The sequence below is a fragment of the Corynebacterium sp. ACRPE genome (assembly GCF_022347435.1).
Classification (GTDB): Bacteria; Actinomycetota; Actinomycetes; order Mycobacteriales; family Mycobacteriaceae; genus Corynebacterium; species Corynebacterium tuberculostearicum_D.
Genome location: NZ_JAKRNA010000003.1, coordinates 1 through 24,367 on the forward strand (window position 1 = coordinate 1; position 24,367 = coordinate 24,367).

Consider the following 24,367-nt stretch of genomic DNA (forward strand, 5'->3'; position numbering starts at 1 on the left):
CGCCCAGCCCTCTACGACAACGCTATCGACACCGACTACACCCACTCAATCGGCATTCAAAAAGGCCAAATCTAACCCCCGCGACACGCCGAGCCAGACACACATTTTGACCCTTAACCCCACATTTTGACCCTTAACCCGAGCAGGTGGAAAACTGAAAAAGCCCGAGCGCAAGGCTCGGGCACTTGGGGTGGCTGACGGGACTCGAACCCGCGACACCCAGGATCACAACCTGGTGCTCTACCAGCTGAACTACAGCCACCATCGCTGCGTGAAAGCAACGAGATATAGGTTAACTCACGCCGCCTAAATTACAAAAACGCCTGGTAATCTGCGGTGGTTTCGGCCTTGATCTCCTCCGCCTCGGGGGAGGTGGGGCCCTCGTCGGTGCGGAAGACGCTGCGGCGGTAGAAGTCCAACTCGCGGATGGATTCGATGATGTCCTGCAGTGCGCGGTGGGCCATGCCCTTATCGGGCTGGTTGAAGTAAGCACGCGGGTGCCACCGGCGGGCAAGCTCCTTGATGGTGGAGACGTCGATCATGCGGTAGTGCAGGGCGCTATCGAGCCGCGGCATATAAGTGCGGATGAAGGTGCGATCCGTGGCGATGGAATTGCCGGCCAGGGGAGCGGGGTGCTCGGGATCGCAATGCTCATTGATGAGCGCGAGTACGGCATCCTCGGCTTCTCCGATGGAGGTGGTGGACTCGCGGATTTCCTTATCCAGCCCGGACTTAGCGTGCATCTGTGTAACAAAGGAATCCATCTGTGCCAGCTCATCCTCGGTGGCGTGGACGACGAGGTCGATGCCTTCGCCCAGGATATTGAGGTTGCCATCGGTGATGACGGCAGCGACCTCAACAATGACGTGGCGCTCGGGGTCGAGGCCCGTCATCTCCAAATCGATCCAGACGAGGCGGTCGTGTTTTGCGGCTATCTCGGAATGTGGCATGCAGTCCATTCTACGCCCGTGTGCTTTTACCCCTGTATGGGGTACGAGCTGGGGTGCTCAGGAGGGGCGATTACTACTGGGCAGCGCAACCTTTTAGAAAGTGTGGCACCGTACTGCATAAAATTAATCGGTGATTTGCCTCACTCGCAGATGTGAGTTAGGGCATACTCTGGTTAATCGCTCTTCATTCGGGAGGTGCGACAGACTTAGGAGAGACCAGATGGCAAACTTCCTCGATGCCCTCAATACCGTAATTTGGTCCCCCGTCTTGGTGTTTTTATGCCTCGGCGCGGGTATTTATTTCACCGTGGTGACACGCGGCCTGCAGGTGCGCTGCATACCGGACATGCTCAAGCAGATCGTTAACGGAGAAAGGTCCGCCGATGGCGTGTCTTCCTTCCAATCCTTGATGGTTTCGCTCTCCGGCCGCGTGGGCGTGGGCAATATCGCCGGCGTGGCCACAGCCATCGCCTTCGGTGGGCCTGGCGCCGTGTTCTGGATGTGGGCAGTGGCGCTGTTGGGCTCGTCCACCTCGTTCATCGAAAGTACGTTGGCGCAGATTTACAAGGAGAAGGGCCAGGACACCGGTGAGTACCGCGGCGGGCCCGCCTATTACATCGAAAAGGCCTACAAGCACACTAAGGCGGCGCCGTTCATGGTGGTCTACGGCATCGTGTTTGCCGTCGCCATGATCTTGGCTACCAGCTACTTCTTGCCTGCCATCCAGGCCAATGCGGTGGCCGCCGCGGCCGATACCGCCTGGGGCATCAACTCCACCTGGGCAGCCGTCGTCTTGGCGGGCATTCTGGCCATCATCATTATTGGCGGCGTGAAGCGCATTGCGACCTTCGCCACCATTGTCGTGCCATTCATGGCGGTCATTTATATCGTGATTTCCGTGGTGGTCATGTGTATGAACTTCTCGCAGATTCCGGAGGTCTTCGGGCTCATCTTCAGGTCCGCATTCAATATGGAAGCCGGATTCTCCGGCATGCTGGGCGCGGCCATCATGTGGGGTGTTAAGCGCGGCATCTACTCCAATGAGGCCGGCCAGGGTACCGGCCCGCAGTCCGCTGCAGCCGCCGAGGTCTCCCACCCCGCTAAGCAGGGCTTTGTGCAGTCCTTCGCGGTGTACGTCGATACGCTCTTTGTCTGCTCGGCCACCGCGTTCATGATTATTTCTACGGACATGTACACCGTTTTCCGCGGCAGCTCCGAGGACGGTGAGGTGGTCTACAACGGCTCGCTTCCTGATGGCGTCGAGGTTGGCCCTGGCTACGTGCAGTCCGGCCTCGATAGCGTCTTTGCCGGTTGGGGCCCAACCTTCATCGCCGTCTCCATTGCCTTCTTCGCCTTTACCACGGTCCTGGCGTACTACTACATGTCCGAAGTCAACCTGACCTACTTCAACCGTTGGGTCCGCTCCCGCACGGCCCGCCGTGGCCTGATTTGGGTGCTGCGCGCGCTGATTATTGTTTCCGTCGTGGTTGGCGCCACCACCACTCCGGGTGCGGCGTGGGCGCTGGGCGATATCGGTGTCGGCACGACGGCATGGCTTAATATCATCGCCATCCTCTTCCTGCAGGTCCCTGCGCTTAAGGCACTCAAGGACTACGAAAAGCAGAAGAAGGCCGGCAAGGATCCGCAGTTCGACCCAGAAGCTTTGGGCATTAAGAATGCGGACTTCTGGGTAGAGCGCAAACGAGCACGCGGCGAGGGCAGCGTGCTCAAAGACAAAGACAAGGACTTAGAAGGCGCCGGGGCCTAGCCCATCTTGGCGTAGAAGCTGCCTACCAGCGGTGCAATCACCGGGGTGGGCAGCACCTGGCTGAGGGTATTCATCGCCTTAGATAGCGGGCCGGGCACCACGCGGCGCTGATTGCGGCGCATGGCCTCGATGGTTTCTTGGGAGCATGACTCGTAGGTGGTCCACAAAAAGTCCGGCACCACCTTGTCCACGATCGACTGGTCTTCCTCTGCGATGGTGGCCTCGCGCACGGGGCCGGGGGCGAGCAGGGTGCACGAGACGCCGGAGCCCTTCAGCTCGTAGTGTAGGGCCTCCGTAAACGCATTGACGCCCGCCTTGGTGAAAACGTAGGTGGCGTTATTAGGGATGGGGATATTGCCCGCGGCAGAGCCGACATTACAGATAGCGCCGCTGCGGCGAGGCAGCATCTGTTCCAAGGCGGCTCGCGTGAGGTGGTGGACGGCAGTTCCGTTGAGCTCGAACTGAGTCGTCTCGTATGACCAGTCCTGGTCCATGAAGGGGCCGAAGCTGGCGATGCCGGCGGAGTTGACCAGGATCGACACCTCGCGGGTGGCGATGGTCTCGGCCACGCGGGCGACGTCGTCAGCTACCGCTAGGTCCGCCGGCAGGGCAATGGCCTCGATATTATGGCGCTGCTCGAGCTCGGCGGCGATGGACTCCAGGACCTCGCGGCGGCGGGCCACAAGGATGACGTTATATCCCAGTGCTGCGAAATCCTGCGCCATGGCCTTGCCAATGCCTTGGCTGGCGCCCGTAACGAGGGCATAGGACGTTCGGGAAGGGGCGGGAAGTGACATGGTTAAGCCTTTCCGGAGTGGGGGCATGGTGAGTCCTAGCGTAAACAAAAAGCCTTGAAGCGGCGAGAAACTCGGCGCCTCAAGGCTTTCGCGCGGTGCCCCCAGCAGTGTCTGAGTTCATGACATATTTGACAGTCTGTGCCTGAGGGAACCGTCGTGATGCTTGACAGGTGAGCCGCGACATATTTGACGCTTAGGGCTACCTTACCGTGTCGGGTGATGCTTGACTGGTGAGTCGGGACATGTTTGACACTATGAATAGTCCTAACCGCAATATGGCCATCGTCAAAGCTGTACGCCAATCCGGTGGCGTCGAAATAGAGCGCGGCCATTCAGGGCCTAAGGCACCTTCTAGAGCCCAAGAGGGAAAGGGCTCCGCCCGTCAGGCGTAGGTGTTCTTACGGCGTCTTGGTACTGCTGCTTGGAACGATGCGCCCTGGCACTGCCCGCCTGATCGAAGAAACCGGCACCCCAGAACAAAAAGCAACTGGAATGCCGGTTTGTTAACGATGTCGCGACTCATCTGTCAAACATGTCGCGACTCATGACACGGTGCCCCCAGCAGGATTCGAACCCGCGACACATGGGGTAGAAACCCACTGCTCTAATCCACTGAGCTATGGGGGCTTACAACGCACTCATAGTAGCCCACGAGGGCGGGGAAACCTAAGCCAGGGTGCGCTGCGGCGTGCGCAGGATGTCCACCAAGTCTTGGGCAGCTGCGGTCAGCTCGCGATCCGTGCGGTAGGCCACGATGGCGTAGTAGCGCGGCAGGTCATCAGCAATGGGGCGAGTGATGATGCCGTGCGGCTGCACAGCGGGTGCGCAATTGGGCACGATGCTGACGCCGAGACCACTGGAGACCATAGGAATTGCGCTATTGAGGCTGGCGACCTCCTGGGTCTTTTCCGGCTTGAGGCCCGGCCGGCTATTCCACAGGTCATGGTAGAACTCGGCCAGTTCAGGAAGTTCGCGGCTGCGCGGTGGGACAAGCCAAGTTTCCTTCTTCAGCTCGGCGAGGGAGACGGGGGATTCCAACTCGGCGAGGCGCTGGGGAAGGGCGACGGAGTAATCGAACGTGGCCACCTGGTGGACGGTGAGCTCGGGGGAGTAGCGGCGGATGAAGGCCTTCGGATCGGACGTCGGCAAGAGCGCTAGGTCCACCTGGCCATCCAGTAGGTGTTTGATAGCGGAAGCCGGCTCGGCGTCGTCCAGCGAGATATTGGCGGTGGGGTAAATCCGCTTGAGCTCAGCCAGGGCGGCAGGGGTAAATTCCCAGTTCAAGATGGCGCCGGAGGCGAGGGATACGGTGCTGGCCTTGTCGCCGGTGATTTCGCTGATATGGCGCTGGGTTTCGCTGAGCAGCGCATCAACCTTGACGGCCGTTTCGTAGACATAATCGCCAGCGTCAGTGGTGGAGACACCGGAGCGACCGCGCGAAAGCAGCTGGGCGTTTAGCTCCTTTTCTAGCTTCCGGATGGAAAGGCTCAGAGATGGCTGGGTCATATCGAGAGATTCGGCAGCGTGCGTGAAGGAGCCATTGTCTACAACGGCGCGAAAATAAAGAAGTTGACGGGTGTCCATAAGTTCCATAATGGCACATGTAAAGACAAAATGTGTGTTAGGTGAGAAACTAGGTCGCGCTATACAATGCGCACTATGGCAAATGAGCAGGTTAACAGTGTGAACGCGGCGGGTAAGAAGCCCCGCCCTTCCTGGGGAATTTATATCGCAGCGATGCTTATTGCCGGCCTGATCGCCGGTTTTATTTCCCTGTTCCTCCTGGCCGATTCCCTGGCGGCCCTGGGCATCCCGGACCCCGGCCGCATAACCACCTTTGGCCTGCCGCTCTTTCGAGGTGTGGCGTGGATTCTCATGGCTTTGTCCGTGGGCTCATTCTTGGCCTCGTCCTTCCTCATCGCTCCGCGCGGTGACAATGCCACGCTTATCGATGCCCCCTTGTCCGTCGACGGCCACATCGCCGCCCGCACCGGTACGTGGGCTTCCTTCGGTATGGCGGCCGTGGGGCTCGTGGAAATCCCGCTCATTATGTCCGACCTCACCGGCGCGCCCTTTTCCCAGGTATTCGAGCCTTCCATCATGAAAATGGCGCTGACGGAAATTTCCACCACCATTGTGTGGGCAATCTCCGTGCTCATTGCCCTGGTAGTGGGCATTCTCGGGCTCGTGGGCCGTGGCTGGTCCATGCAGCCGGTCCTGCTTTTCTTGTCCATAATGCAGGTCGTGCCCATTGGCATGGAAGGCCATTCCGCGGCGGGCGGCGACCATGATTACGGCACCAATTCGCTCCTGTGGCACTTGGTCTTTGTCATGCTTTGGGTAGGCGGGCTTATGGCGCTTATCGCCCATGGTCGGCGCCTCGGCCCCAATCTCGTCTTTGCGGTGAAGCGCTATTCCGGCATCGCCTTTATGGCCATTGTGGTGCTTGCTGTTTCGGGCTTGATTAACACGCTCATCCGCATGAATATTTCCGATCTGGTGGATTCTGCGTACGGAATCATTCTGATTACCAAGTTCGTGCTGACGATTTTGCTGGGCATTTTCGGCCTCGCTCACCGCGAGCTCACCATCCCGCAGCTGGGCAAGAACCCGCGCCTTTTTATTCGCATTGCCATCGTGGAAGTAGCGGTCATGGCCGCCACCATTGGCGTAGCCATCACGCTGGGCCGCACTGTGCCGCCCGCACCGCGGGATCCCAACCTCAACTCGATGCAGATTCTGATGGGCTATGAGCTGTTTGAAAAGCCCACGGTGCTCAACGTGTGGACCATGTTCCGCTTTGACATCATGTTTGGCACCATTGGCCTGCTTTTGGCTGCGGCCTATGGCTACTGCGTCTACCGTGTACACAAGCGCGGCCTGACTTGGAGCAAGGGGCGCACCGCATGGTTTATGTGCGGTGCGCTGGGCCTGACCCTCGTGATGTCTACCGGTCTAGGCCTGTACATGCCGGCGATGTACTCCATGCACATGTTGGTGCACATGATTTTGTCGATGGCGGTCCCGCTCCTGCTCGTTCTGGGTGCGCCACTGACCCTGCTTATGGAGGCCTTTGAGGCAGGACCGAAGGGGAAGCCCAGCCTGCACGACTATGCACTGGCGGCCACCCAGTCCAAGATCGTCGCTTTTATTACGAATCCGTTCGTCAACCTCCTGCAGTACTTATTCTTCCTCTACGTGCTGTATTTGTTCCCGGGCCTATATCAATTCGCCATCTCCGAGCACGCGGGCCACCTCATTATGAACTTCACGTTCATCATCTCCGGCTGCTTCTATTTCTGGGAAATCATCGGGCCGGATCCACTTCCCAAGCGCCACTCCACCCCGTTCCGATTGGCCGTGCTGTTCCTTTCCATGCCATTTCACCTCTTTGCCGGCGTGTACCTGATGCAGCTGCAAAGTGTGTTGGGTGCAGACTTCTACCAGTATTTGGAGCTGCCTTGGGATCAGGATCTGCTCCAAGACCAACGCGTAGGTGGCGGCATCGCGTGGGGCTTTGGCCAGTTCCCGCTGGTTATCGTCTTTGGCAAACTCTTCCTGGATTGGCTCAGTGATGATCGCGCTACGGCTCGCCGCCACGATATGCAGGCGGATGCGGACGATGATGCCGAATTGGAACGCTATAACGCGATGCTCCAGGATATGGGTCACGGCGATGAATCGAGCTTCCGCGGGCGCTAGCCTGTGGATAACCGGCCCAAAATTGCCCCCAAACCCGAGCTTTGTTGACGGGTACAACAAGTTATTCACAGGGTAGGGGTTGCCGGCATGGTGCAGGTTGCGCGCCGGCATCAGGATATGGAAGCGAGCGAGGAAAACCGAACTCGCCTATCCAACTATCCAGCAAAGGATTTTCTAGCACCATGTCCCAATACCCAATTACTTTGACCGGTCGCCTTACTCGCGATCCCATCCTGACCAAGACCTCAACTGGGGCCTATAAGGCTAAGCTGCGCGTCGCCTCCTCCCGCCGAATTCCGGACCGTCAGGTCGATGCCGGCGCTAATGACCCGGAAGGAAACAACCCCAAGGCCCCGCAGTGGCGCGATGTGGACCACCTCTACATCGACGTCGAAATGTGGAATCAATTCGCCATCAATGTGCGCAAATCCCTAGCCAAGGGCATGCCTTTGGTCATCGTGGGCTCCTTAGTTACCGAACAATGGCGCGATGACCAGGGCACCGATCACTTCCGCACGTTCATTAAGGCACAGTATGTGGGCCTGGACCTGAACCGCCACGTTATCGGTACCAAGCGTCTCGCTCCGCAGTACAACCAGGAAAATATTGCGGTCCCAGAACTGGGGGACAACGCCATCGAACCGGACGTGGACCACAGCCTGCCGCCGCAGCAGGCAGCGCAGGGAGATACCGCGGCCGATACCGCGGCGGACCGCTATCTAGCCGAGCGCGCCGCAGCCGCACGTGGTGGGGAAGAAGATTCCTTCGACGACGCCGAGGTGGAAGAGGAGGCTGCCGAGGCAGAATCCGCCCCAGTGAACGCTTAAGCGTTTCCCCACCGGCTTGATCGCCTCGGGTGTACCTGACCCGAGGCACTTGGGCGGTGGTTCTGATGTAGTGTTTGTGTAGATAAATACGTCTCCCAAATTTTTGCAAAGGGGTAAAAGTGGGCGAATTCATCTACACGATGAAAAACGTGCGCAAGGCAATTGGCGATAAAGTCATCCTTGACGATGTAACAATGGCGTTCTACCCAGGTGCCAAGATTGGTGTGGTCGGCCCTAACGGTGCCGGTAAGTCCTCCATTCTGAAGATTATGGCCGGCCTGGATCAGCCTTCCAACGGCGAGGCCTTCTTGGATCCGGGTGCCACCGTGGGCATCCTGCAGCAGGAGCCGCCGCTCAATGACGAGAAGACCGTACGCGGCAACGTCGAAGAGGGCTTGGGCGATATCTTTGAAAAGAAGCAGCGCTTCGAGCAGATCGCCGAGGAAATGGCCACCAACTACAGCGACGAGCTCATGGAAGAGATGGGCAAGCTGCAAGAAGAGCTGGACGCCGCCGATGCTTGGGAGGTTGATTCCAAGATCGAGCAGGCCATGGAAGCTTTGCGCTGCCCGCCTTCCGACGCCCCAGTGACCAACCTTTCTGGTGGCGAGCGCCGTCGTGTAGCGCTGGCTAAACTCCTGCTCACTGAGCCGGACCTGCTGCTGCTCGACGAGCCTACGAACCACCTGGACGCCGAGTCCGTGCAGTGGCTGGAGAAGCACTTGGCCGATTACCCGGGTGCTGTCTTGGCCGTGACCCACGACCGCTACTTCCTTGACCACGTCGCGGGCTGGATCTGTGAGGTTGACCGCGGCAAGCTCTACCCGTACGAGGGCAACTACTCCACCTACCTGGATAAGAAGCAGGAGCGCTTGGAGGTTGCTGGCAAGAAGGATGCGAAGCTGCGCAAGCGCCTGAAGGACGAGCTGGAGTGGGTTCGCTCCGGTGCAAAAGCCCGCCAGGCCAAGAACAAGGCTCGTCTGGAGCGCTACGAGGAGATGGCTGCCGAGGCCGAGAAGTACAAGAAGCTCGACTTCGAAGAGATCCAGATTCCTACCCCGCCGCGCTTGGGCAATAAGGTCGTGGAAGTCAAGGACCTGCAGAAGGGCTTCGATGACCGCGTCCTGATTAAGGACCTCTCCTTTACCCTGCCGCGCAACGGCATCGTGGGCGTTATCGGCCCGAACGGTGTGGGTAAGACCACCCTGTTTAAGACCATCGTTGGCCTGGAGCAGCCGGATGCCGGTTCCGTCGAGGTGGGCGATACCGTCAAGCTGTCCTACGTGGACCAGAACCGTGAGAACATCGACCCTGAAGCAACCGTCTGGGAGGTTGTCTCCGGCGGCCTAGATTACATTCACGTTGGCCAAAACGAGATGCCTTCGCGTGCTTACCTGTCCGCGTTCGGCTTCAAGGGCCCGGATCAGCAGAAGCCATCCAAGGTGCTTTCTGGTGGTGAGCGCAACCGCCTGAACTTGGCGCTGACCCTGAAGGAGGGCGGCAACCTGATCCTCCTTGACGAGCCGACCAACGACTTGGACGTGGAAACCCTCGGCTCGCTGGAAAACGCGCTGGAGAAGTTCCCGGGCTGCGCCGTGGTCATTTCCCACGACCGCTGGTTCCTGGACCGCACCTGTACCCACATCTTGGCCTGGGAGGGCAACGTGGAAGAAGGCCAGTGGTTCTGGTTTGAGGGTAACTTCGGCGATTACGAGAAGAACAAGGTCGACCGCCTCGGTGAAGAGGCAGCTCGTCCTTCTCGCGTGACCCACCGCAAGCTGACCCGCTAAGTAGCTGAAGCCTTTATTGAGGAGAATGATGGCAACCCCAAGTGTGCACACGTATCGTATTCAGACCCGCTGGTCGGACTTTGATATGTACGGCCACATGATGAACGCAAACTATATCGAGCTCGCCCAGGAAGCGCGCTTGGCCTTTGCCAAGGAGCATATCTATTCCAAAGGCCTCGATTTCATTGCGTTCGTGCGCCACCTCGATGTGGATTTCCTGCGCCCGATGGAGTTTAAGGACACCACTACGGTGGAGGTAGAAACTACCATTTCGCAGATTGGCACCACCTCGTTTACCACTACCCAGCAGGTCAAGGATGACCAAGGGGAAGTCGCGGCAACTGTGGAGTGCGTGCAGGTAGTCGTCGACCGCCAGCAGCAGACCCCGCGCCCGCTGACGGAACAGGAAAAGGATATTCTGCAAAATACCGCAGCCAACTAACTGCGGCGCAGAGCAAAGAAAAGAAAGGCAGGGCCCGAAGGTATGGTCACCGAGACTCTAGAAATTGGAAGCGGTGGACCTGGCCTTCGGGCCCTTGTCACGCGCGCAGTCGGCTTGGACGCGGGTGCCTCGGTACGGCTGCGCCAGCTGACTGGCGACGTCGTCGATGTCTTTGTCACCACCCCCTTCGAGGTGGTTGCCTCCCGCCGCGTCCAAGGCGTTGCTTCCCGCGATGGGGCGGTGGTTTCTGCCGGCACGCTGGCCGAGCAACTCAAGGAACATGAGTCAACCGGGACTCTCGATTTGGGCCCCGCCCGTGATCCGTCATGGCCAGGAGCCCTGCCGCCGGCCACTGGTTATAGCGTGGTCGATACATTGCCGGTCACTGTGGTGCGCGAGCTCTCCGATAAAGGCCAACAACTGACGCGACAATTTTCTGGGCCCATGGGCCCGCCGTCCAGCCTCTTGAATCAAACCGTCGTTACTGTAGAAGACGATGGCGCCACGGTGGAAATCCCTATGCGCATGATCTTTGCGTGTACCAATCTGGGCCTTATCCCTGGATTTTCCGCCCCGATGGACGTGCCGCGCCACTTGCGCGTGGCTCAGCTGGGCCGCTGGGTGCGTCTCGACGCCCCCTTCGGCAGCATTTATCGGTCCACCCGACTCTCGCTGTTTTAAGCCCATCCATCTACCGCAAGACTCGGCGAGGGCCTCCTCCTCGGAGAACATGGACCCCCAAAAGCGGTCCACCTTTGGGAGGGTGAGGAGTGGTGCTTATCTCGCAAAACCCTCGTCTAGCAGGACAATAACGGTAGTCATATAGGTTCGTGCTTTTTCGGCTATGTGAGTTTTAGATTAGACATCCAGCTAAACGTGTGCTGCGTTACTCTGGAACTGTAAAAGTAATTTCCTGCACCTACAAGGAGACGGTGTAATGCGTATTGCGGTACCAAAAGAAATCATGAATAACGAGAACCGCGTGGCTCTCACTCCTATGGGAGCGCAAACCCTCGTTGCTGATGGCCATGAAGTGTACGTTGAAACCGGTGCCGGTGAAGGCGCATCCTTCCCCGATTCTGCCTACAAGGATGCCGGTACCACAATTGTGGACTCAGCGGAAGAGACGTGGTCGCAAGCGGAACTGCTGCTCAAAGTCAAGGAGCCACTCGAGTCCGAGTACAAGTACCTGCGCTCGGACCTTACCGTCTTTACCTACCTTCACCTCGCTGCGGACCGCCCGCTGGCGGAGGCACTGGTGGAGGCCGATACCACCTCGATTGCCTATGAAACGGTCACCGATCGCCACGGTACTTTGCCTCTGCTGACTCCAATGTCCCAGGTGGCTGGTCGCCTTGCCGTTATCGAAGGCACCCACCACCTGCTGTCCACCCAGGGCGGTCGCGGTTTGCTGGTCTCTGGCGTTCCGGGCACCCAGCCGGCACGTGTCGTCGTGATCGGCGGCGGCCAAGTTGGCGCCTCCGCCGTTGCGATGGCCCACGGCCTGCGCGCCGAAGTCACCGTGCTGGACCTTGATCCACACGTCTTGCAGCGCTTCGATGACCAGTACGCCGGTGGCGTGCGCACTCTGATCTCGGATCCGGCCACCATCGAAAAGGAGCTACAGGAAGCTGACCTTGTCATCGGTGCCGTGCTCATTCCAGGTTCCGCTGCGCCGAAACTGGTGCGCGAGGAGACCGTGAAGAAGATGAAGAAGGGCGCTGTTCTCGTGGACGTGGCCATCGACCAGGGCGGTTGCTTCGAAAACTCGAAGAAGACCTCCCACGATGATCCCACCTTTAAGGTGCACGACACCTTGTTCTACTGCGTGGCTAATATGCCAGGCGCGGTGGCTAATACCTCGACCCGCGCGCTATCGTCTGCGACGTTGCCGTATATCCGCGCGGTAGCCAAGGACAACTTGGATGCCGCCATCAAGCGCTTCCCAGGCCTAGAAGGCGGTGTGATGACCCGAGGCGGTCGTCTGGTGTCCGAGCCTGTGCGTAAGGCTTTTGACTGGGACGACTAAGCACCGCGTTGCATCCCGCGCGCTAGATAAACCATGAGCCCGGCTCTCCGTCAAAGGGGGCCGGGCTCATGTTGTGCGCGGGCGACAACGGGCGGCTAGGGCGCTTTGTTGATCATCATGGCTGCTACGCGCTGCATATGATCCCAGATCATCTCGCGGTAGGCCGGTGGGATGGTTTCCTCGTCGATCTTGGCGAGGGAGTTACCCATAAGCTCTAACCACCGGTCATGCGCGGTTATATCGATGGGGTAAGGGGCGTGGCGCATGCGCAGGCGCGGGTGGCCGCGGTTTTCAGAGAAGAGCTGCGGGCCACCCCAATACTGTGCCAAGAACCAGGTAAGGCGCTGCTCGGCGCCTTCCCAGTCATTATCGGGGTACATTGGGCCGATGACATCGTCCTCTTTGACTTGGGAATAAAAGCCGTGGACGAGGCGCTCAAAGGTTTTCATGCCGCCAATGGCCTCATAAACAGAATCCATTTACTCTTCTTCTTCCTTGCGGGGATCGGGAATGCCGATGCCGTGAGGGTAGGGGGTAGTAATACCTTTAGTGTGCATGACATTGAGCACGCGGGACTGCAGGAAACGCTGAACGTCCCACTGCTTGCCTGGCAAGGTCTTGGTCGAGACGCGGAAGGATACATAATCCGGCTCAAAGCCAGACATGCCGTCCACACGTGGCGTGCTGAGGATGAGCTTGCGCACCTTATCGTCCTGTGCGGCTTCTTTCACTGCCTTCTCAATGACTTCGCCAGCAACCTCTGGGTCATTAGAAAGACCTACCGGAATCTGGATGCGGGCAACGGAGTACTCATCAGAGTGGTTGGCCACCTGGAGAATTTCACCATTCCGCACGTACCACAGGGCGCCATCGATATCGCGGACCGTGGTGATGCGCAGGGAGATGGACTCGACATCGCCAAAGACGCCATTGCCCAAATCAACCACGTCACCAATGCCGTACTGGTCCTCAATGAGCATGAAGATGCCGGAAAGGAAGTCCTTCACCAGCGCCTGTGCGCCAAAGCCGAGGGCAACGCCAATGACACCGGCGGAGGCGATAAGCGGTGCTACGTTGACCTCTAACTCATCCAGGATGGCGATAATCGCCCACACCCAGACGAAGATGGCGGCGGCAGAACGGGCTACGCCGGCAAGTGTCTTGATGCGGGAGGCGCGCCGGGTCTCGCGGGTTTGGCGCATGGCCTCTTCTTGTTGGCTGAGCTCGGGGCGATTGGCGCGGTCCTTGAATTTCCCGCGCAGGCGCTGCTTATCTAGTCCGGAGGATTTAATGCTATTTTCGGCCACTTTGTTGATAACTCGGCGGAGGAGCCAGTGGGTGATAATGGCCAGGATAAGGATGATGGCGATGCGAATGGGGCGCTCGATAAGCCAGCTTTGCACCTTCTCGTCATTCCAAAAATTGGACACGGACTCGACGGCCGAGTCCGTGGTGGAAGCGGCGGAGGCTAAGAATTGCGTATTCATCATTCTTTCTTAGTCGTGGACAATGGGAACCACGCCCATTGTAGGGGTTGCTCCTGAAAGTTCGACGGGCCCCAGGCTAAGGTTTGTGAAAATAAATACTCATCTGCCCGTAGGAAATGAACAGCTTGGTCTAGACTGTGTGGCTATGACAGAAGGCAGCACGCAGAACCTCGCTCAAGGCTTTACGTCCCGTTCCATCCACGGCGGCTATCACCCGGATCCGCACATGGGCTCTATCAACGTGCCCATCTATGCCTCGACCACGTTTGCGCAAGACGGTTTGGCGCAGCTGCGCGGCGGATTCGAATACGGCCGAGTGGCCAATCCGACCGTGCGCTCGCTGGAGCGCACTCTAGCGGCACTGGAAGGCGCGGAGTATGCACGCGTGTTTTCTTCCGGCATGGCCGCCGCCGATACCTTGATCCGCATCCTGGTGCGCCCAGGGGACCACGTCATTTTAGGCAATGACGCCTACGGTGGTTCCTACCGCCTGCTCAATGATTTCACCGAGTGGGGCGTGGAGATGTCCATCGTGAACACCAGCGATACCGCAGCGGTTGCGGCCGCGGTTCAAGAAAATACCAAGCTCATCTGGCTAGAAACGCCCACTAATCCGGCGCTAAATATCACCGATATTGCCGCGGTGGCCAAGATTAAGGGCAACGCGCAGGTACTGGTGGACAATACTTTTGCTACGCCCTACCTGCAGAACCCGCTGGAACTCGGCGCCGACCACGTGCTGCACTCGACCACCAAGTACTTAGGCGGCCATTCCGATGTGCTCGGTGGCGCGGTAGTTACTAATGACGCCCACGTGGACGAGCGCCTGCTCTACTTCCAGGGCAATGTGGGCGCGGTGAGCTCGCCTTTCGACGCCTACTTAACCGCCCGCGGTATTAAGACGCTGTCCGTGCGCATGGACCGCCACTGCGCGAATGCGCAGCGAGTAGCGGAATTCTTGCAGGCGCGACCCGAGGTCAAGCAGGTGCTCTACCCGGGGCTCAAGGGGCACCCGGGGCATGAATTGGCGGCACAACAGATGCGTGGCTTCGGCGGCATGATGTCCGTGCGCTTCCACAGCGCGGAGCATGCCAAGCAGATCTGCCTCAATACGCGGCTTATCTGCCTGGCAGAATCGCTGGGCGGGGTGGAATCGCTCATCGAGCACCCAAAGAATATGACGCACGTATCCGCGGAAGGGTCCGAGCTGGTGCCGCCGGAGGATCTGGTGCGTATCTCCATCGGTATCGAAGACATCGATGACCTGCTCGCGGACTTGGAGCAGGCCCTCGACGCTCTATAGGCCGCGGCACTGGGCCCATAGCGCAGGTGCGGTGGCTAGGAGCGCACCACGGCAAGGAGGGAACCGGCGGCCTTGTCGGTTTCCTGCAGCATGAGCGGGTCTGTTCCCGGCATGGGGGAAATGGTGGTGTCCGGCCACTGGGAATAGGTGGGGATGCCCACGATATGCAGGCGTGCATCCAACTCGCCGTCTGGGTGGACGGTGCGGCGGGTGGCCCCATCCGTTTCCGGCGAACCGGTGGGCTGGCCGTGATCGGGGAAGGGGCGCACGCGGCCGGAATCCACCAAGCAGCGCGTCATGGCATCGCCGGCGGTGCGGATGTCGGGGCGGTGCATAAAGGCGTCGACAAGCGTGGGCGCCGAAGCCGAGCGCGGGCCGGAGGTCAAGGTGAAGTGATCAGCCTCGATGGACACGGTGGGGTGATCGCCTAGGAAGTGGGCCAGGCCGGCATCGACAAGCGCGAGCAACTGGCGCACGCGGAAGAGCGGCGGGCCGGAGCCGATCATCTGGCCAAAGGACATGACCTGGCCGTAGCGGCCGGTGCGAGACTCGCGGGTGTAGCGGCCCTCTGCGCCGAGGATGGAGGCCGGCTTGCGCGATTGCGAAAGCGACCACAGCGCGGCTTTGATGGGGGAGTCGTGGCCGGCGGCGGCCTCCCGAATATCGCCTTCCATGGATTGGGCAATGTGCTCGGTGAGCTCAGCGATGTCCCCGGTAAACCCGGCAATCTGGTACATGAGATCGTTCATGTCCCATGGCTCGGTGACCATGGGCGCAATGGCTGCGCCCAGCTCATCGGGGGCGGTGGCATCGATGACCTCGAGGATTTCCGCGCGCGGGCGCAGGAGGGAATCCGGGCGCACGCGTTCCAAGGTGGTGATATAGGCCTCGTAGCTATCGCGCGCGATGGCGGGCCAAATCTGGGCATCAAAGTCGATGTCTTGGGTGCCACTGAGCTCCGCAATGACCTCCTGCAGGCGGCGGCGCGGCATGGTCGGCGGCAGCTCACCGTATTCGGACTTGGGGTGGTAGGGGTAGCCGCGGCCGGAGGAAATGATGAAGTTGGGCTCCTGGCCGCAAGGCTCATAGCGCAGGCCGGAACGCGCGGAAGGATCCTCTACGAATGTGCCGCCGCGCTCGATGGTGGTCAGCGCCATGATGTCATAAAAGCCCATGCCCAGACCGCGCACCAGCACGTCCTCGCCGCCCGGAATGGCGGCGTAGTCCTGCTCTACCGGGTTATTAGGGGCGATCCAGTTCAAACCGGAAGCGGCCAACTGCTTTTCTTGTTCGGTGTATTCCGGAATCATCCAGCCATAGGCCAGTACCGTGGCATCGGCGCGCACCTCTGAGCCATCGGCCAGGTGGAGGACGTCTTGGTGACCGTCCTCATTGATGGTCTCCAACCGGCTGAAGTGATTCACGGTGGAAATGCTCTTGGGCAGGCGCGCAATGACCACGTCATAGACCCAGCGCAGGTACTCGCCATACAGTGCGCGCGAAGGGTTGGACTCGGGGCGGGTTGCCGCGAGCTCTTCGCGGTAGTCCTGGGCAATATGTGCGGCCGGTGGGTGCTGCTCGAAAAGCTCGCGCTTGGCGGCGGAGATATTCTCACCATCGCCGCGCAGGAGCTGAATCCATTCGTACTGGATGGGTCCCTCGAGCACCGGGGCATCAACGGTGGAGCCGGGCTCGGTAAAGAGGGTGACCGCGCCGGCGCGAGTATTCATGCACAGAGTCTTGGTTTGATCCGTTTCCCAGATGCGGCCGGCGCCATGTTGGGCGTCATCGATGAGGTGGACGGTAATGGGGTCGCTGGAATCGTCCATGCGGGCAGAGAGGCGTTCCAAGATGGAAATGCCGCGCGGGCCCATGCCGACGATCGCGATTGCTGGAGTAGACATACCTCCTATCGTGCCACATTCAGGCCCTTTCAGGATCATCGGACCTGGCAGTTAGAATAAAATAGACTAGTCGGTCTACGGTATTCTTGTCATGGCGCCGTTTTGGCAGGTAATGCGGTAGACTGTCCAGTCTTGTAATTGGGGGTATGAGTGTGGTCTAATGGGCGAGTACTACTTAAGACTTAAAGGAACTCGAGCTTTTATGAAGCAACTTTCTCGGCTCCTGCGGCCCGTGGCCGCGGTCCTGGCCAGCGGCGCGCTAGCTCTCTCGCTTACCTCGTGCGCCTCTACTTCCCACGCCGCGGAAGATGGCATGGTCACCTATGTCGAGCCCAATATGTTCAACAACCTCTATCCGCCCTCCGGCGGCTATTACCCCAACGGTGGTGTGCTCAATAACATCACGGACCGCCTGCTCTGGCAGGACCCGGATACCCTCGAGCTGCACCCGTGGATTGCGGAGGAGATGCCCAAGGCAAACAAGGACAATACTGAGTTCACCTTCAAGATTCGCAAGGGCGTGACCTACTCCGATGGTTCCCGCCTGGATGCCGCGAACGTGAAGAAGAACTATGACCTTTATGCCCTGGGCGACGAAGATCGCATGCTCACTCCATCGGAGCAGCTGCCCAATTATGAAAAATCCGAGGTCATCGACGACTACACGGTGAAGTTCTACTTCAGCGAGCCTTCCCCGGGCTTCCCGCAGTCCACCTCCGTGATGAACCAGGGCCTGCTTTCTAATGCCACCCTGGATTTGGATGACACCGGCTTCGCGCCGGGCAATGCCACCGCGATTTCCGGTTCTGGTCCCTTCGTCATTGAGGGAGAAGAGCTGGGCACCAAGCTGGTGCTCAAGAAGCGCGAGGACTATGACTGGGCGCCCCCGGCCCGAAAGGATCACCAAGGCCCGGCCGATATCGAGGGCATCAATATCGTGCTTGCGGCCGAAGACTCCGTGCGTGTGGGCTCGCTTGTAGCCGGCCAGTCCGATGTCGCGCGCCAGATCGAAGCCCCCGATGAGAAGCACCTGAAGGATCAAAACCTGCAGATTTTTGCCGCCCCCACTCGTGGCGTGAACAATAGCTTCCACTTCCACTTCCGCCATCCACTCTTGGAAGACAAGCGCGTGCGCCAGGCCATCATCCATGCCATTGACCGCGATAACATCCTGGACACCCTCTTTTCTGATTCCTACCCCAAGGGAACATCGATCCTGGCCAAGACGGCTATTGGCTATAAGGATCAGTCCGCGAACTATGCCTTCGATCCGGAAGAATCCAAGCGCCTGCTCGATGAGGCCGGCTGGCGCCCAGGTGAAGATGGCATTCGCGAAAAGGACGGCAAGCGCCTGTCCGTGACCTTCAATGAAGCCGTCCCACAGCCGCGCTCTAAAGAGATGTTCACCAAGGCTCAAGAGATGCTCAAGAACGTCGGTATCGAGGCCAACCTCAACCCGGGTGACCGCTCTGCGCAGCAAAAGGCCATGAAGGACCAAGACACCGTGCAGGTACGCCACACCATGACCGGCCGTGCCAATGTGGACACCTTGGCCACGTGGCTGGATGGCACCGGGCGCAATTCTTTCCTCAACTACGACGAGAAGACCGATAGCTTTGGTGATGAGAAACTGCAGAAACTGGTGGAGGATTACTTCGACCTCAGCAGTGAAAAGGATCGCCTAGCCATGACCGGCCGCATGCAGGACTATCTGTCCGAACAGGCCTATATCCTGCCCATGTTTGAAGAGCCGCAGGTCTATGGCTTCCAGCCCTATATCGAGGGCTTTAGCACCGAGGCCATCGGCCGCCCATCGTTCTATGCGGTAGACATCAACCCCGCAGAAGGGGAGGACTAAACCATGAGCCTGAAAACTATTGCCCTGCGCATCGGCCAAGCCGTGCTCGTTATCTGGGCAACTTTTACCCTTTCTTTCATCCTCTTGGCGGCACTGCCTGGTGACGCCGTCGCGACCCGCTATGACAACCCCAACTTGGGGCTCAACGCCGAGCAGCTGGCCGCCATCCGCGAGGTTTATGGTGCCGATGAGCCGATCTTAAGCCGCTACTTCAGCGCGCTCGGCGGATTCCTCACCGGTGATTTTGGCTTTTCCGTCGCCACCGGTACCGCCGTATCGGAGATGCTGGCAGATGCCCTTCCCTCCACGCTGGCGCTGGCGGTCTTCGCCTTCCTTGTAGGCGTGGTCCTGGCCTTCCTGGTGGCTATTGTCTCCACCTTTGGCCCATTTTCTTGGCTGCGCAGCTTTTTCCGCAGCCTGCCTTCCGTGATGGTTTCCCTGCCCACCTTCTGGATCGGCATCATTTTGATCCAGATTTTCTCCTTTGGCTTGGGCTGGGTGCCGGTCATCGGCGCAAGCGATGCCCAAAGCCTCATCCTGCCGGTAATTACCCTGGCCATCTTCGTGGCCGCACCGCTGGCGCAGGTGCTGCTGCGCTCCATCGATGAGGTCATGGATATGTCCTTCGTGCAGGTTGTGCGTGCCAAGGGTGCTAGCGGTGCCTGGTTGTTGTGGCGCAACGTCCTGCGCAATGCGCTGCTGCCGGCGCTGACCATGGCCGGCCTTACCTTTGGTGAGCTCGTCGGCGGCTCCGTGGTGACGGAGGCGGTCTTCGCCCGCCACGGCATCGGTGCGCTGACCGTAGATGCGGTGGCTAACCGCGATACCTCGGTGCTGCTGGCCATTGTGGTGCTGGCCGCCGCCGTCTTTGTCCTTATCAACCTGATTGTGGACCTGCTCTACCCAGTGCTTGACGTGCGCCTGCGCGAGCGCGAGCACGAGACTGCATCTAGCTCCGCCACCGCCGATACCACCGCAACGAACGAGAAGAAGGTCCAAGCATGAAGCTTAAATCCACACAGCTGAAGCTCACCCCGGGCACCATCATCTCGCTGATTATGCTGGGGCTGGCGGTGCTCTGCGCTCTGTTCCCCCAACTATTTACCTCCCAGGACCCTAATCAGGGCGGGGACACCACGGCGCTGCTGCAACCCAGCTTCCAACACTGGTTCGGCACCGATGCCGTCGGCCGTGATCTCTACACCCGCGTGGTCTACGGCGCGCGCCAATCCCTACTCGGCGCGCTCCTGGCCGTTCTTTTCGGCCTCATCGTCGGCACCATCTTGGGTATCATCGCCGGCGTGCGCCGCGGCTGGGTCGATGCCGTCATCATGCGCATCGTGGACGTGCTGCTGTCCATCCCCGGCCTGCTGCTCTCCCTGTCCGTCATCATCGTGCTGGGCCACGGCATCTTCAATGCCGCCATCGCCGTAGGTATCACCTCCGTGGCCACCTTTGCGCGCCTTGCACGCTCCCAGGTGCTTAGCGTTGCCGGCTCCGATTTCGTCGAGGCCGCCTATGGCTCCGGCGGTTCTTCCTTCCAGGTGCTCGTGCGCCATATTCTTCCCAATTCACTCACCGCGGTCTTCGCCGTAGCAGCCCTGCAATTTGGCCTGGCCATTTTGCAGCTAGCCACCCTAGGCTTCCTGGGCTATGGCGCACCGCCCCCAACTCCGGAATGGGGTCTTCTCATCTCTGAATCGCGCGATTACATCGCCACGGCCGGCTGGTTGACCATCGCCCCGGGCATTGTGATCGTCGCCGTGGTCCTCGCGGCCAACCACCTCAGCCAGACACTGCGAAAGGCGGCCTAATGTCCCTGCTTAGCATTAGTGATCTATCCATTACCTACCGCACCGCGCACGGTGAGGTAGAAGCGGTAAGCGGCATTGAGCTCGAGGTAAACCCTGGCGAGATGACCGCCATCGTTGGCGAGTCCGGTTCCGGCAAGTCCACCTCCGCCATGGCCGCCATTGGCCTGCTGCCAGACAATGCTTCGATCGTTTCCGGCACCATTACTTTCGACGGCCGCGACGTGACCCAGTATTCCCAAAAGCAATGGCGGGAACTGCGCGGTCGCCGCATTGGTTTGATTCCGCAGGATCCCAATAACTCGCTTAACCCGCTCAAGACCATCGGTGCCTCGGTGGAGGAGGGCATGGCCATCCACGGGCAGGGCGATAAGGCCTCCCGGAAGAAGCGTGCACTGGAGCTTTTGGAGCGCGTGGGCATTGATGATCCGCAGCGCCGCTATGACCAATACCCGCATGAGCTATCCGGCGGCATGAAGCAGCGCGTGCTTATCGCCGCGGCCGTGGCATTGGAGCCGGAGCTCATCATCGCCGATGAGCCTACCTCCGCGCTCGATGTCACCGTGCAGAAGATCATCCTGGACCTCCTGGATGAGATGCGCGAAGAGCTCACCATGGGCATCCTTTTCATTACCCATGATCTGGCCGTGGCGGGCGACCGTGCCAATAACATCGTGGTGATGGAAAAGGGTACCGTCCGCGAGTCGGGCGTTGCTGCCCGCGTCCTCACCGACCCCCAGCACGCCTACTCCAAGCGCCTGCTTGCCGACGCCCCCTCGCTCACCGCCCCCACTTCCTCCCAGGCCGCATCTCCTGTGCGGGCCGCCGCGCCCGCACAACGCGAAACCTTGCTCGAGGTGGAGGGGCTGAGCCAACGCTTCGGGGATTTCACCGCGGTGGAAGACATCAACTTTTCCGTGGCCCGCGGAACCACCCATGCATTGGTGGGGGAGTCTGGCTCCGGTAAGACCACCACCGGCCGCGCCATTTCCTTGTTGAGCACGCCCACCTCCGGCAGCATTCGCTTGGGCGGGGAAGACATTAGCTCTGCCCGTGGCAAGCGCCGTCGTGAGCTGCGCCGTTCTATCCAGATGGTTTACCAAAATCCGTTTGGCTCGCTGGATCCGCGCTTGAGCATCGGCGATACCATCGCCGAACCGGTGCGCAATTTCACCGGCGCTTCCAAACGTGATGCGCGTGCCAAAGCACGCGACTTTCTTGATTTGGTGGCCTTGGATTCTTCCATGGCTTCCCGGCGCCCCCGCGAGCTCTCCGGTGGTCAACGCCAGCGCGTGGCCATCGCCCGCGCCATGATCATCGAACCCGATCTCGTGGTGCTCGATGAGGCCGTGTCCGCGCTCGACGTCACCGTGCAGGCGCAGATCCTGCGGCTGCTCGACGAGCTGCAGCGCGAGCTGGAGCTTACCTATATCTTCATCTCCCACGATCTGGCGGTAGTTAATCAAATTTCCGATACCGTTTCCGTGCTCTCCCACGGCACGCAAGTGGAATCCGGACCTACCGCGCAGGTCTTTGCGCATCCGGAAACCGAGTACACGCGCCAACTAATTGACGCCATCCCCGGCTCCCGCTATCGTGCCGGAGACCTAAACTTGGGGCTATAACCGCGCCCCAGAAAGGTTGGACTGAAAATATGACTGACATTATTAATGAGCTCTCCCACGCCAGCGCCGAGGTGCAACAGCTGCGCCGTGCGCGCCATGATGCGCAGGACAATGCGCAACTGAGCTTTAGCGCTTTGCTCGAGCCTGCAGAACCAGGCGAGTTCTCCTATACGGAGCGCTATGCCGTTGCGGCTTTTACCGCTGCAATCTACCAAGCGAGCGAGGCTGCGGATTTCTACTTCGACTTGCTGGAAGATGAGGCCGACGAGGACCTTGTTGCCGCCGTGCGCGCCGCGAGCCAGCGCGGCGTGTCCACCGGCCCGTATCACCAGGGTGATTTCCTTATCTTCGGCGATACCTCAGCGGAAGCCGCGCTGGGCACGCGCCTAGCTGCGGCCTTTGATTGGGCGCACCTTCTGGCCTTCCACCCCAAGGATGCCTCCCCGCAGGCCATCGGGCACCTCGATGCCGCAGGATGGTCCGCCACGGATATCGTCAGCCTGTCCCAGCTGGTGGCATTTTTGGCCTTCCAGCTGCGCGTGGTCCACGGCCTGCGTGTACTTTCTGGCGAGGATCCCGCATCCCACCCCGCAGCCGAGCGCGCCGCCGGCGTGGCCGATCCGGGTTGGGAGGTTACTGCGACTACGTTGCAGCCCGATACCGTGCTGCCTGATCGCTTTGCCAACCACTCCCTGGGCTGGAAGCCCTGGGTAGAGGCGCTGGCGAAGGAGGATTTCACCGCGGTGCATACCGATGCCCTCATTAAGCCAGAGCGCATCGATTCCGAGTACTTCCGCTTGCTTGCCCGCGACCCTGCGGCCTTGAAGGCGCGCACGCTGACTGACCTGGACATCTTCTATAACACCGAGGGCGGCCTCTCCCGTGCGGACCGCGAGCTCGCCGCTACTGTGGCTTCGCGCTACAACGGCTGCGAGTACTGTGCCTCCGTGCACCAGGCGCGGTGCGTCCAGGAAGGCGGCGACCGTGAAATCGTAGACCGCCTCTTGGACGAGGGCATCGACACCGACCTTGGCTCAAAGGAATGGGACCTTATCCGTCGCGCCGCAGTGGCGCTGACGGAAACCCCGTTTGCCTTCGATGCGGCCCTATGCGCAGACCTGCGTGCGGCCGGATTCGATGATCAGTCCATCCTGGACCTGATTTATGCTTCCTCCTTCTTCAACTGGGCTAATCGTTTGATGCTCACCCTGGGCCAGCCGGACGTGCCTAAGCGCTTCCGTTAATCGGCTACCGCCGGTGACTGGTTCGGTGCGACGCTTAGAGCAAAGGATCCCTATGATGGGGCGGCATGACTGATACAAAGAACGCCACCGCACCAGCACTCTCGGAGAGCGAAGCCCCGCAGAAGGTCGCCGTCGTCACCGGCGCTACCGGCGGCATGGGCCGCGAAATCATCGCTGACCTGGCCGGTGATTACCACGTGTATGCACTGGGCCGTAGCGCGGCGGAACTGCCCGAATCGGACTCCATTACGCCGGTGGCCATCGACCTCGTCGCCGGCCTCGATGAAGGTATGAAGCTGCCGGAGCTAGACCGTGTGGACGTGCTCGTCCACGCGGCCGCACGGGCTACCAAGTACTCGGTGGAGGAAGCCACGCCGGAAAATTGGCGCGCGCACATGGACCTCAACGTGCACGCCCCTGCTGAGCTCACCCGCGCCTTGCTGCCGCAGTTGCGCAAAGCGGAAGGCACCGTGGTCTTTATCAACTCTGGCGCTGGACGCCACAGCTACGGCGATAACGTCATCTACGCGGCGACCAAGCACGCGTTGTATGCACTCGCCGATGGACTGCGCATCTCTGAGCCGGGTATCCGCGTATCCACGGTGGCTCCGGGGCCTACCGATACCCCGATGCTGAAGGGTCTGCAGGATTATGATCCCTCCCAGGTCATTGCCCCGGCTGAGGTGGCTCGTGCCATTCGTACCGTGGTAGAGGCAGGCCCCACCACCCAGCTGACGGAAATCCAGGTCAGGCCGCGAATCGAGTTACATCTGCGCAAGTAGGAACGCAAGTTGTGGTAATGGACATCACACATTAATGGGGTTGGTCTC

At 59.9% G+C, this 24,367-nt stretch carries 20 protein-coding genes and 2 tRNA genes; 14 read left to right on the forward strand and 8 right to left on the reverse strand.

The features are described from left to right. Positions 1-186 precede the first annotated feature (186 nt). Positions 187-262: transfer RNA gene (locus tag MHY13_RS02455), tRNA-His, on the reverse strand. A 49-nt stretch (positions 263-311) separates the two neighbouring features. Beyond that, a complete protein-coding gene (gene orn / locus MHY13_RS02460) occupies positions 312-959 on the reverse strand; it encodes an oligoribonuclease (protein ID WP_239230017.1) in 648 nt (215 codons plus the stop codon). A 211-nt stretch (positions 960-1,170) separates the two neighbouring features. On the opposite strand from orn, the gene MHY13_RS02465 reads away from it, so the two are divergent. Further along, positions 1,171-2,718, forward strand: coding sequence for a sodium:alanine symporter family protein (locus MHY13_RS02465; protein WP_239280485.1), 1,548 nt, complete (start codon positions 1,171-1,173; stop codon positions 2,716-2,718). Here the strand turns inward: MHY13_RS02465 and cmrA are convergent. The 3 genes from cmrA to MHY13_RS02480 form a co-directional block, all read right to left on the reverse strand. Beyond that, on the reverse strand, positions 2,715-3,515 hold the full coding sequence (gene cmrA / locus MHY13_RS02470) for a mycolate reductase (protein ID WP_005327278.1): 801 nt from the start codon (positions 3,513-3,515) through the stop codon (positions 2,715-2,717). The genes MHY13_RS02465 and cmrA overlap by 4 nt on opposite strands. Positions 3,516-4,068: 553 nt before the next feature. Beyond that, positions 4,069-4,142 (reverse strand) — tRNA-Arg (locus tag MHY13_RS02475). 39 nt (positions 4,143-4,181) lie between these two features. Beyond that, positions 4,182-5,099 (reverse strand): LysR family transcriptional regulator, encoded by a 918-nt coding sequence (locus MHY13_RS02480; RefSeq protein WP_239280487.1) that lies wholly within the window; start codon positions 5,097-5,099, stop codon positions 4,182-4,184. Between the two features lie 66 nt (positions 5,100-5,165). Here MHY13_RS02480 and MHY13_RS02485 point away from each other — a divergent pair, with 66 nt between their 5' ends. From MHY13_RS02485 to ald, 6 genes are all read left to right on the forward strand, one after another. After that, a complete protein-coding gene (locus MHY13_RS02485; protein WP_239280489.1) occupies positions 5,166-7,217 on the forward strand; it encodes a cytochrome c oxidase assembly protein in 2,052 nt (683 codons plus the stop codon). A 182-nt stretch (positions 7,218-7,399) separates the two neighbouring features. Next, positions 7,400-8,044: a single-stranded DNA-binding protein gene (locus MHY13_RS02490; protein ID WP_204611116.1), complete on the forward strand. Its 645-nt coding sequence runs from the start codon at positions 7,400-7,402 to the stop codon at positions 8,042-8,044. Positions 8,045-8,163: 119 nt separating this feature from the next. Continuing rightward, complete coding sequence (gene ettA / locus MHY13_RS02495) at positions 8,164-9,834, forward strand: energy-dependent translational throttle protein EttA (protein ID WP_204611117.1); 1,671 nt, start codon at positions 8,164-8,166, stop codon at positions 9,832-9,834. Positions 9,835-9,859: 25 nt separating this feature from the next. Next, positions 9,860-10,276, forward strand: coding sequence for an acyl-CoA thioesterase (locus tag MHY13_RS02500; RefSeq protein WP_204611118.1), 417 nt, complete (start codon positions 9,860-9,862; stop codon positions 10,274-10,276). 42 nt (positions 10,277-10,318) lie between these two features. After that, the gene (locus MHY13_RS02505; RefSeq protein ID WP_204611119.1) at positions 10,319-10,957 is read left to right on the forward strand and encodes a hypothetical protein; all 639 of its coding nucleotides are present in this window, start codon (positions 10,319-10,321) and stop codon (positions 10,955-10,957) included. 256 nt (positions 10,958-11,213) lie between these two features. Then, positions 11,214-12,305, forward strand: a complete 1,092-nt coding sequence (gene ald / locus MHY13_RS02510) for an alanine dehydrogenase (protein ID WP_204611120.1) — start codon at positions 11,214-11,216, stop codon at positions 12,303-12,305. A 95-nt stretch (positions 12,306-12,400) separates the two neighbouring features. Here ald and MHY13_RS02515 read toward each other — a convergent pair whose 3' ends face one another. Both MHY13_RS02515 and MHY13_RS02520 read right to left on the reverse strand, forming a co-directional pair. Beyond that, on the reverse strand, positions 12,401-12,784 hold the full coding sequence (locus MHY13_RS02515) for a globin (protein ID WP_239192278.1): 384 nt from the start codon (positions 12,782-12,784) through the stop codon (positions 12,401-12,403). Continuing rightward, on the reverse strand, positions 12,785-13,795 hold the full coding sequence (locus MHY13_RS02520; protein WP_239280491.1) for a mechanosensitive ion channel family protein: 1,011 nt from the start codon (positions 13,793-13,795) through the stop codon (positions 12,785-12,787). It abuts the gene before it with no gap. 142 nt (positions 13,796-13,937) lie between these two features. Between MHY13_RS02520 and MHY13_RS02525 the strand changes: the two genes are divergently transcribed. Next, positions 13,938-15,095 carry a cystathionine gamma-synthase gene (locus tag MHY13_RS02525; protein WP_204611124.1) on the forward strand — a complete coding sequence of 386 codons (1,158 nt, stop codon included), beginning with the start codon at positions 13,938-13,940 and terminating at the stop codon, positions 15,093-15,095. A 35-nt stretch (positions 15,096-15,130) separates the two neighbouring features. Here the strand turns inward: MHY13_RS02525 and MHY13_RS02530 are convergent, their stop codons facing one another. After that, on the reverse strand, positions 15,131-16,999 hold the full coding sequence (locus MHY13_RS02530; RefSeq protein WP_239280493.1) for an FAD/NAD(P)-binding protein: 1,869 nt from the start codon (positions 16,997-16,999) through the stop codon (positions 15,131-15,133). Positions 17,000-17,201: 202 nt separating this feature from the next. Between MHY13_RS02530 and MHY13_RS02535 the strand changes: the two genes are divergently transcribed. The 6 genes from MHY13_RS02535 to MHY13_RS02560 all read left to right on the forward strand — a co-directional run bounded on the left by MHY13_RS02535 (position 17,202) and on the right by MHY13_RS02560 (position 24,319). Beyond that, on the forward strand, positions 17,202-18,857 hold the full coding sequence (locus MHY13_RS02535) for a TIGR04028 family ABC transporter substrate-binding protein (protein WP_239192284.1): 1,656 nt from the start codon (positions 17,202-17,204) through the stop codon (positions 18,855-18,857). A 3-nt stretch (positions 18,858-18,860) separates the two neighbouring features. Continuing rightward, positions 18,861-19,862: an ABC transporter permease gene (locus MHY13_RS02540; protein ID WP_204611128.1), complete on the forward strand. Its 1,002-nt coding sequence runs from the start codon at positions 18,861-18,863 to the stop codon at positions 19,860-19,862. Beyond that, positions 19,859-20,671, forward strand: a complete 813-nt coding sequence (locus MHY13_RS02545) for an ABC transporter permease (protein WP_204611130.1) — start codon at positions 19,859-19,861, stop codon at positions 20,669-20,671. Before MHY13_RS02540 ends, MHY13_RS02545 begins: the two co-directional genes overlap by 4 nt. After that, positions 20,671-22,293, forward strand: a complete 1,623-nt coding sequence (locus MHY13_RS02550; RefSeq protein ID WP_239280495.1) for an ABC transporter ATP-binding protein — start codon at positions 20,671-20,673, stop codon at positions 22,291-22,293. The genes MHY13_RS02545 and MHY13_RS02550 overlap by 1 nt, the downstream gene beginning before the upstream one ends. 29 nt (positions 22,294-22,322) lie before the next feature. Next, positions 22,323-23,537: an alkylhydroperoxidase domain protein gene (locus MHY13_RS02555; RefSeq protein ID WP_204611132.1), complete on the forward strand. Its 1,215-nt coding sequence runs from the start codon at positions 22,323-22,325 to the stop codon at positions 23,535-23,537. 65 nt (positions 23,538-23,602) lie between these two features. Beyond that, positions 23,603-24,319, forward strand: coding sequence for an SDR family oxidoreductase (locus MHY13_RS02560; RefSeq protein ID WP_204611133.1), 717 nt, complete (start codon positions 23,603-23,605; stop codon positions 24,317-24,319). Positions 24,320-24,367: the final 48 nt, after the last annotated feature.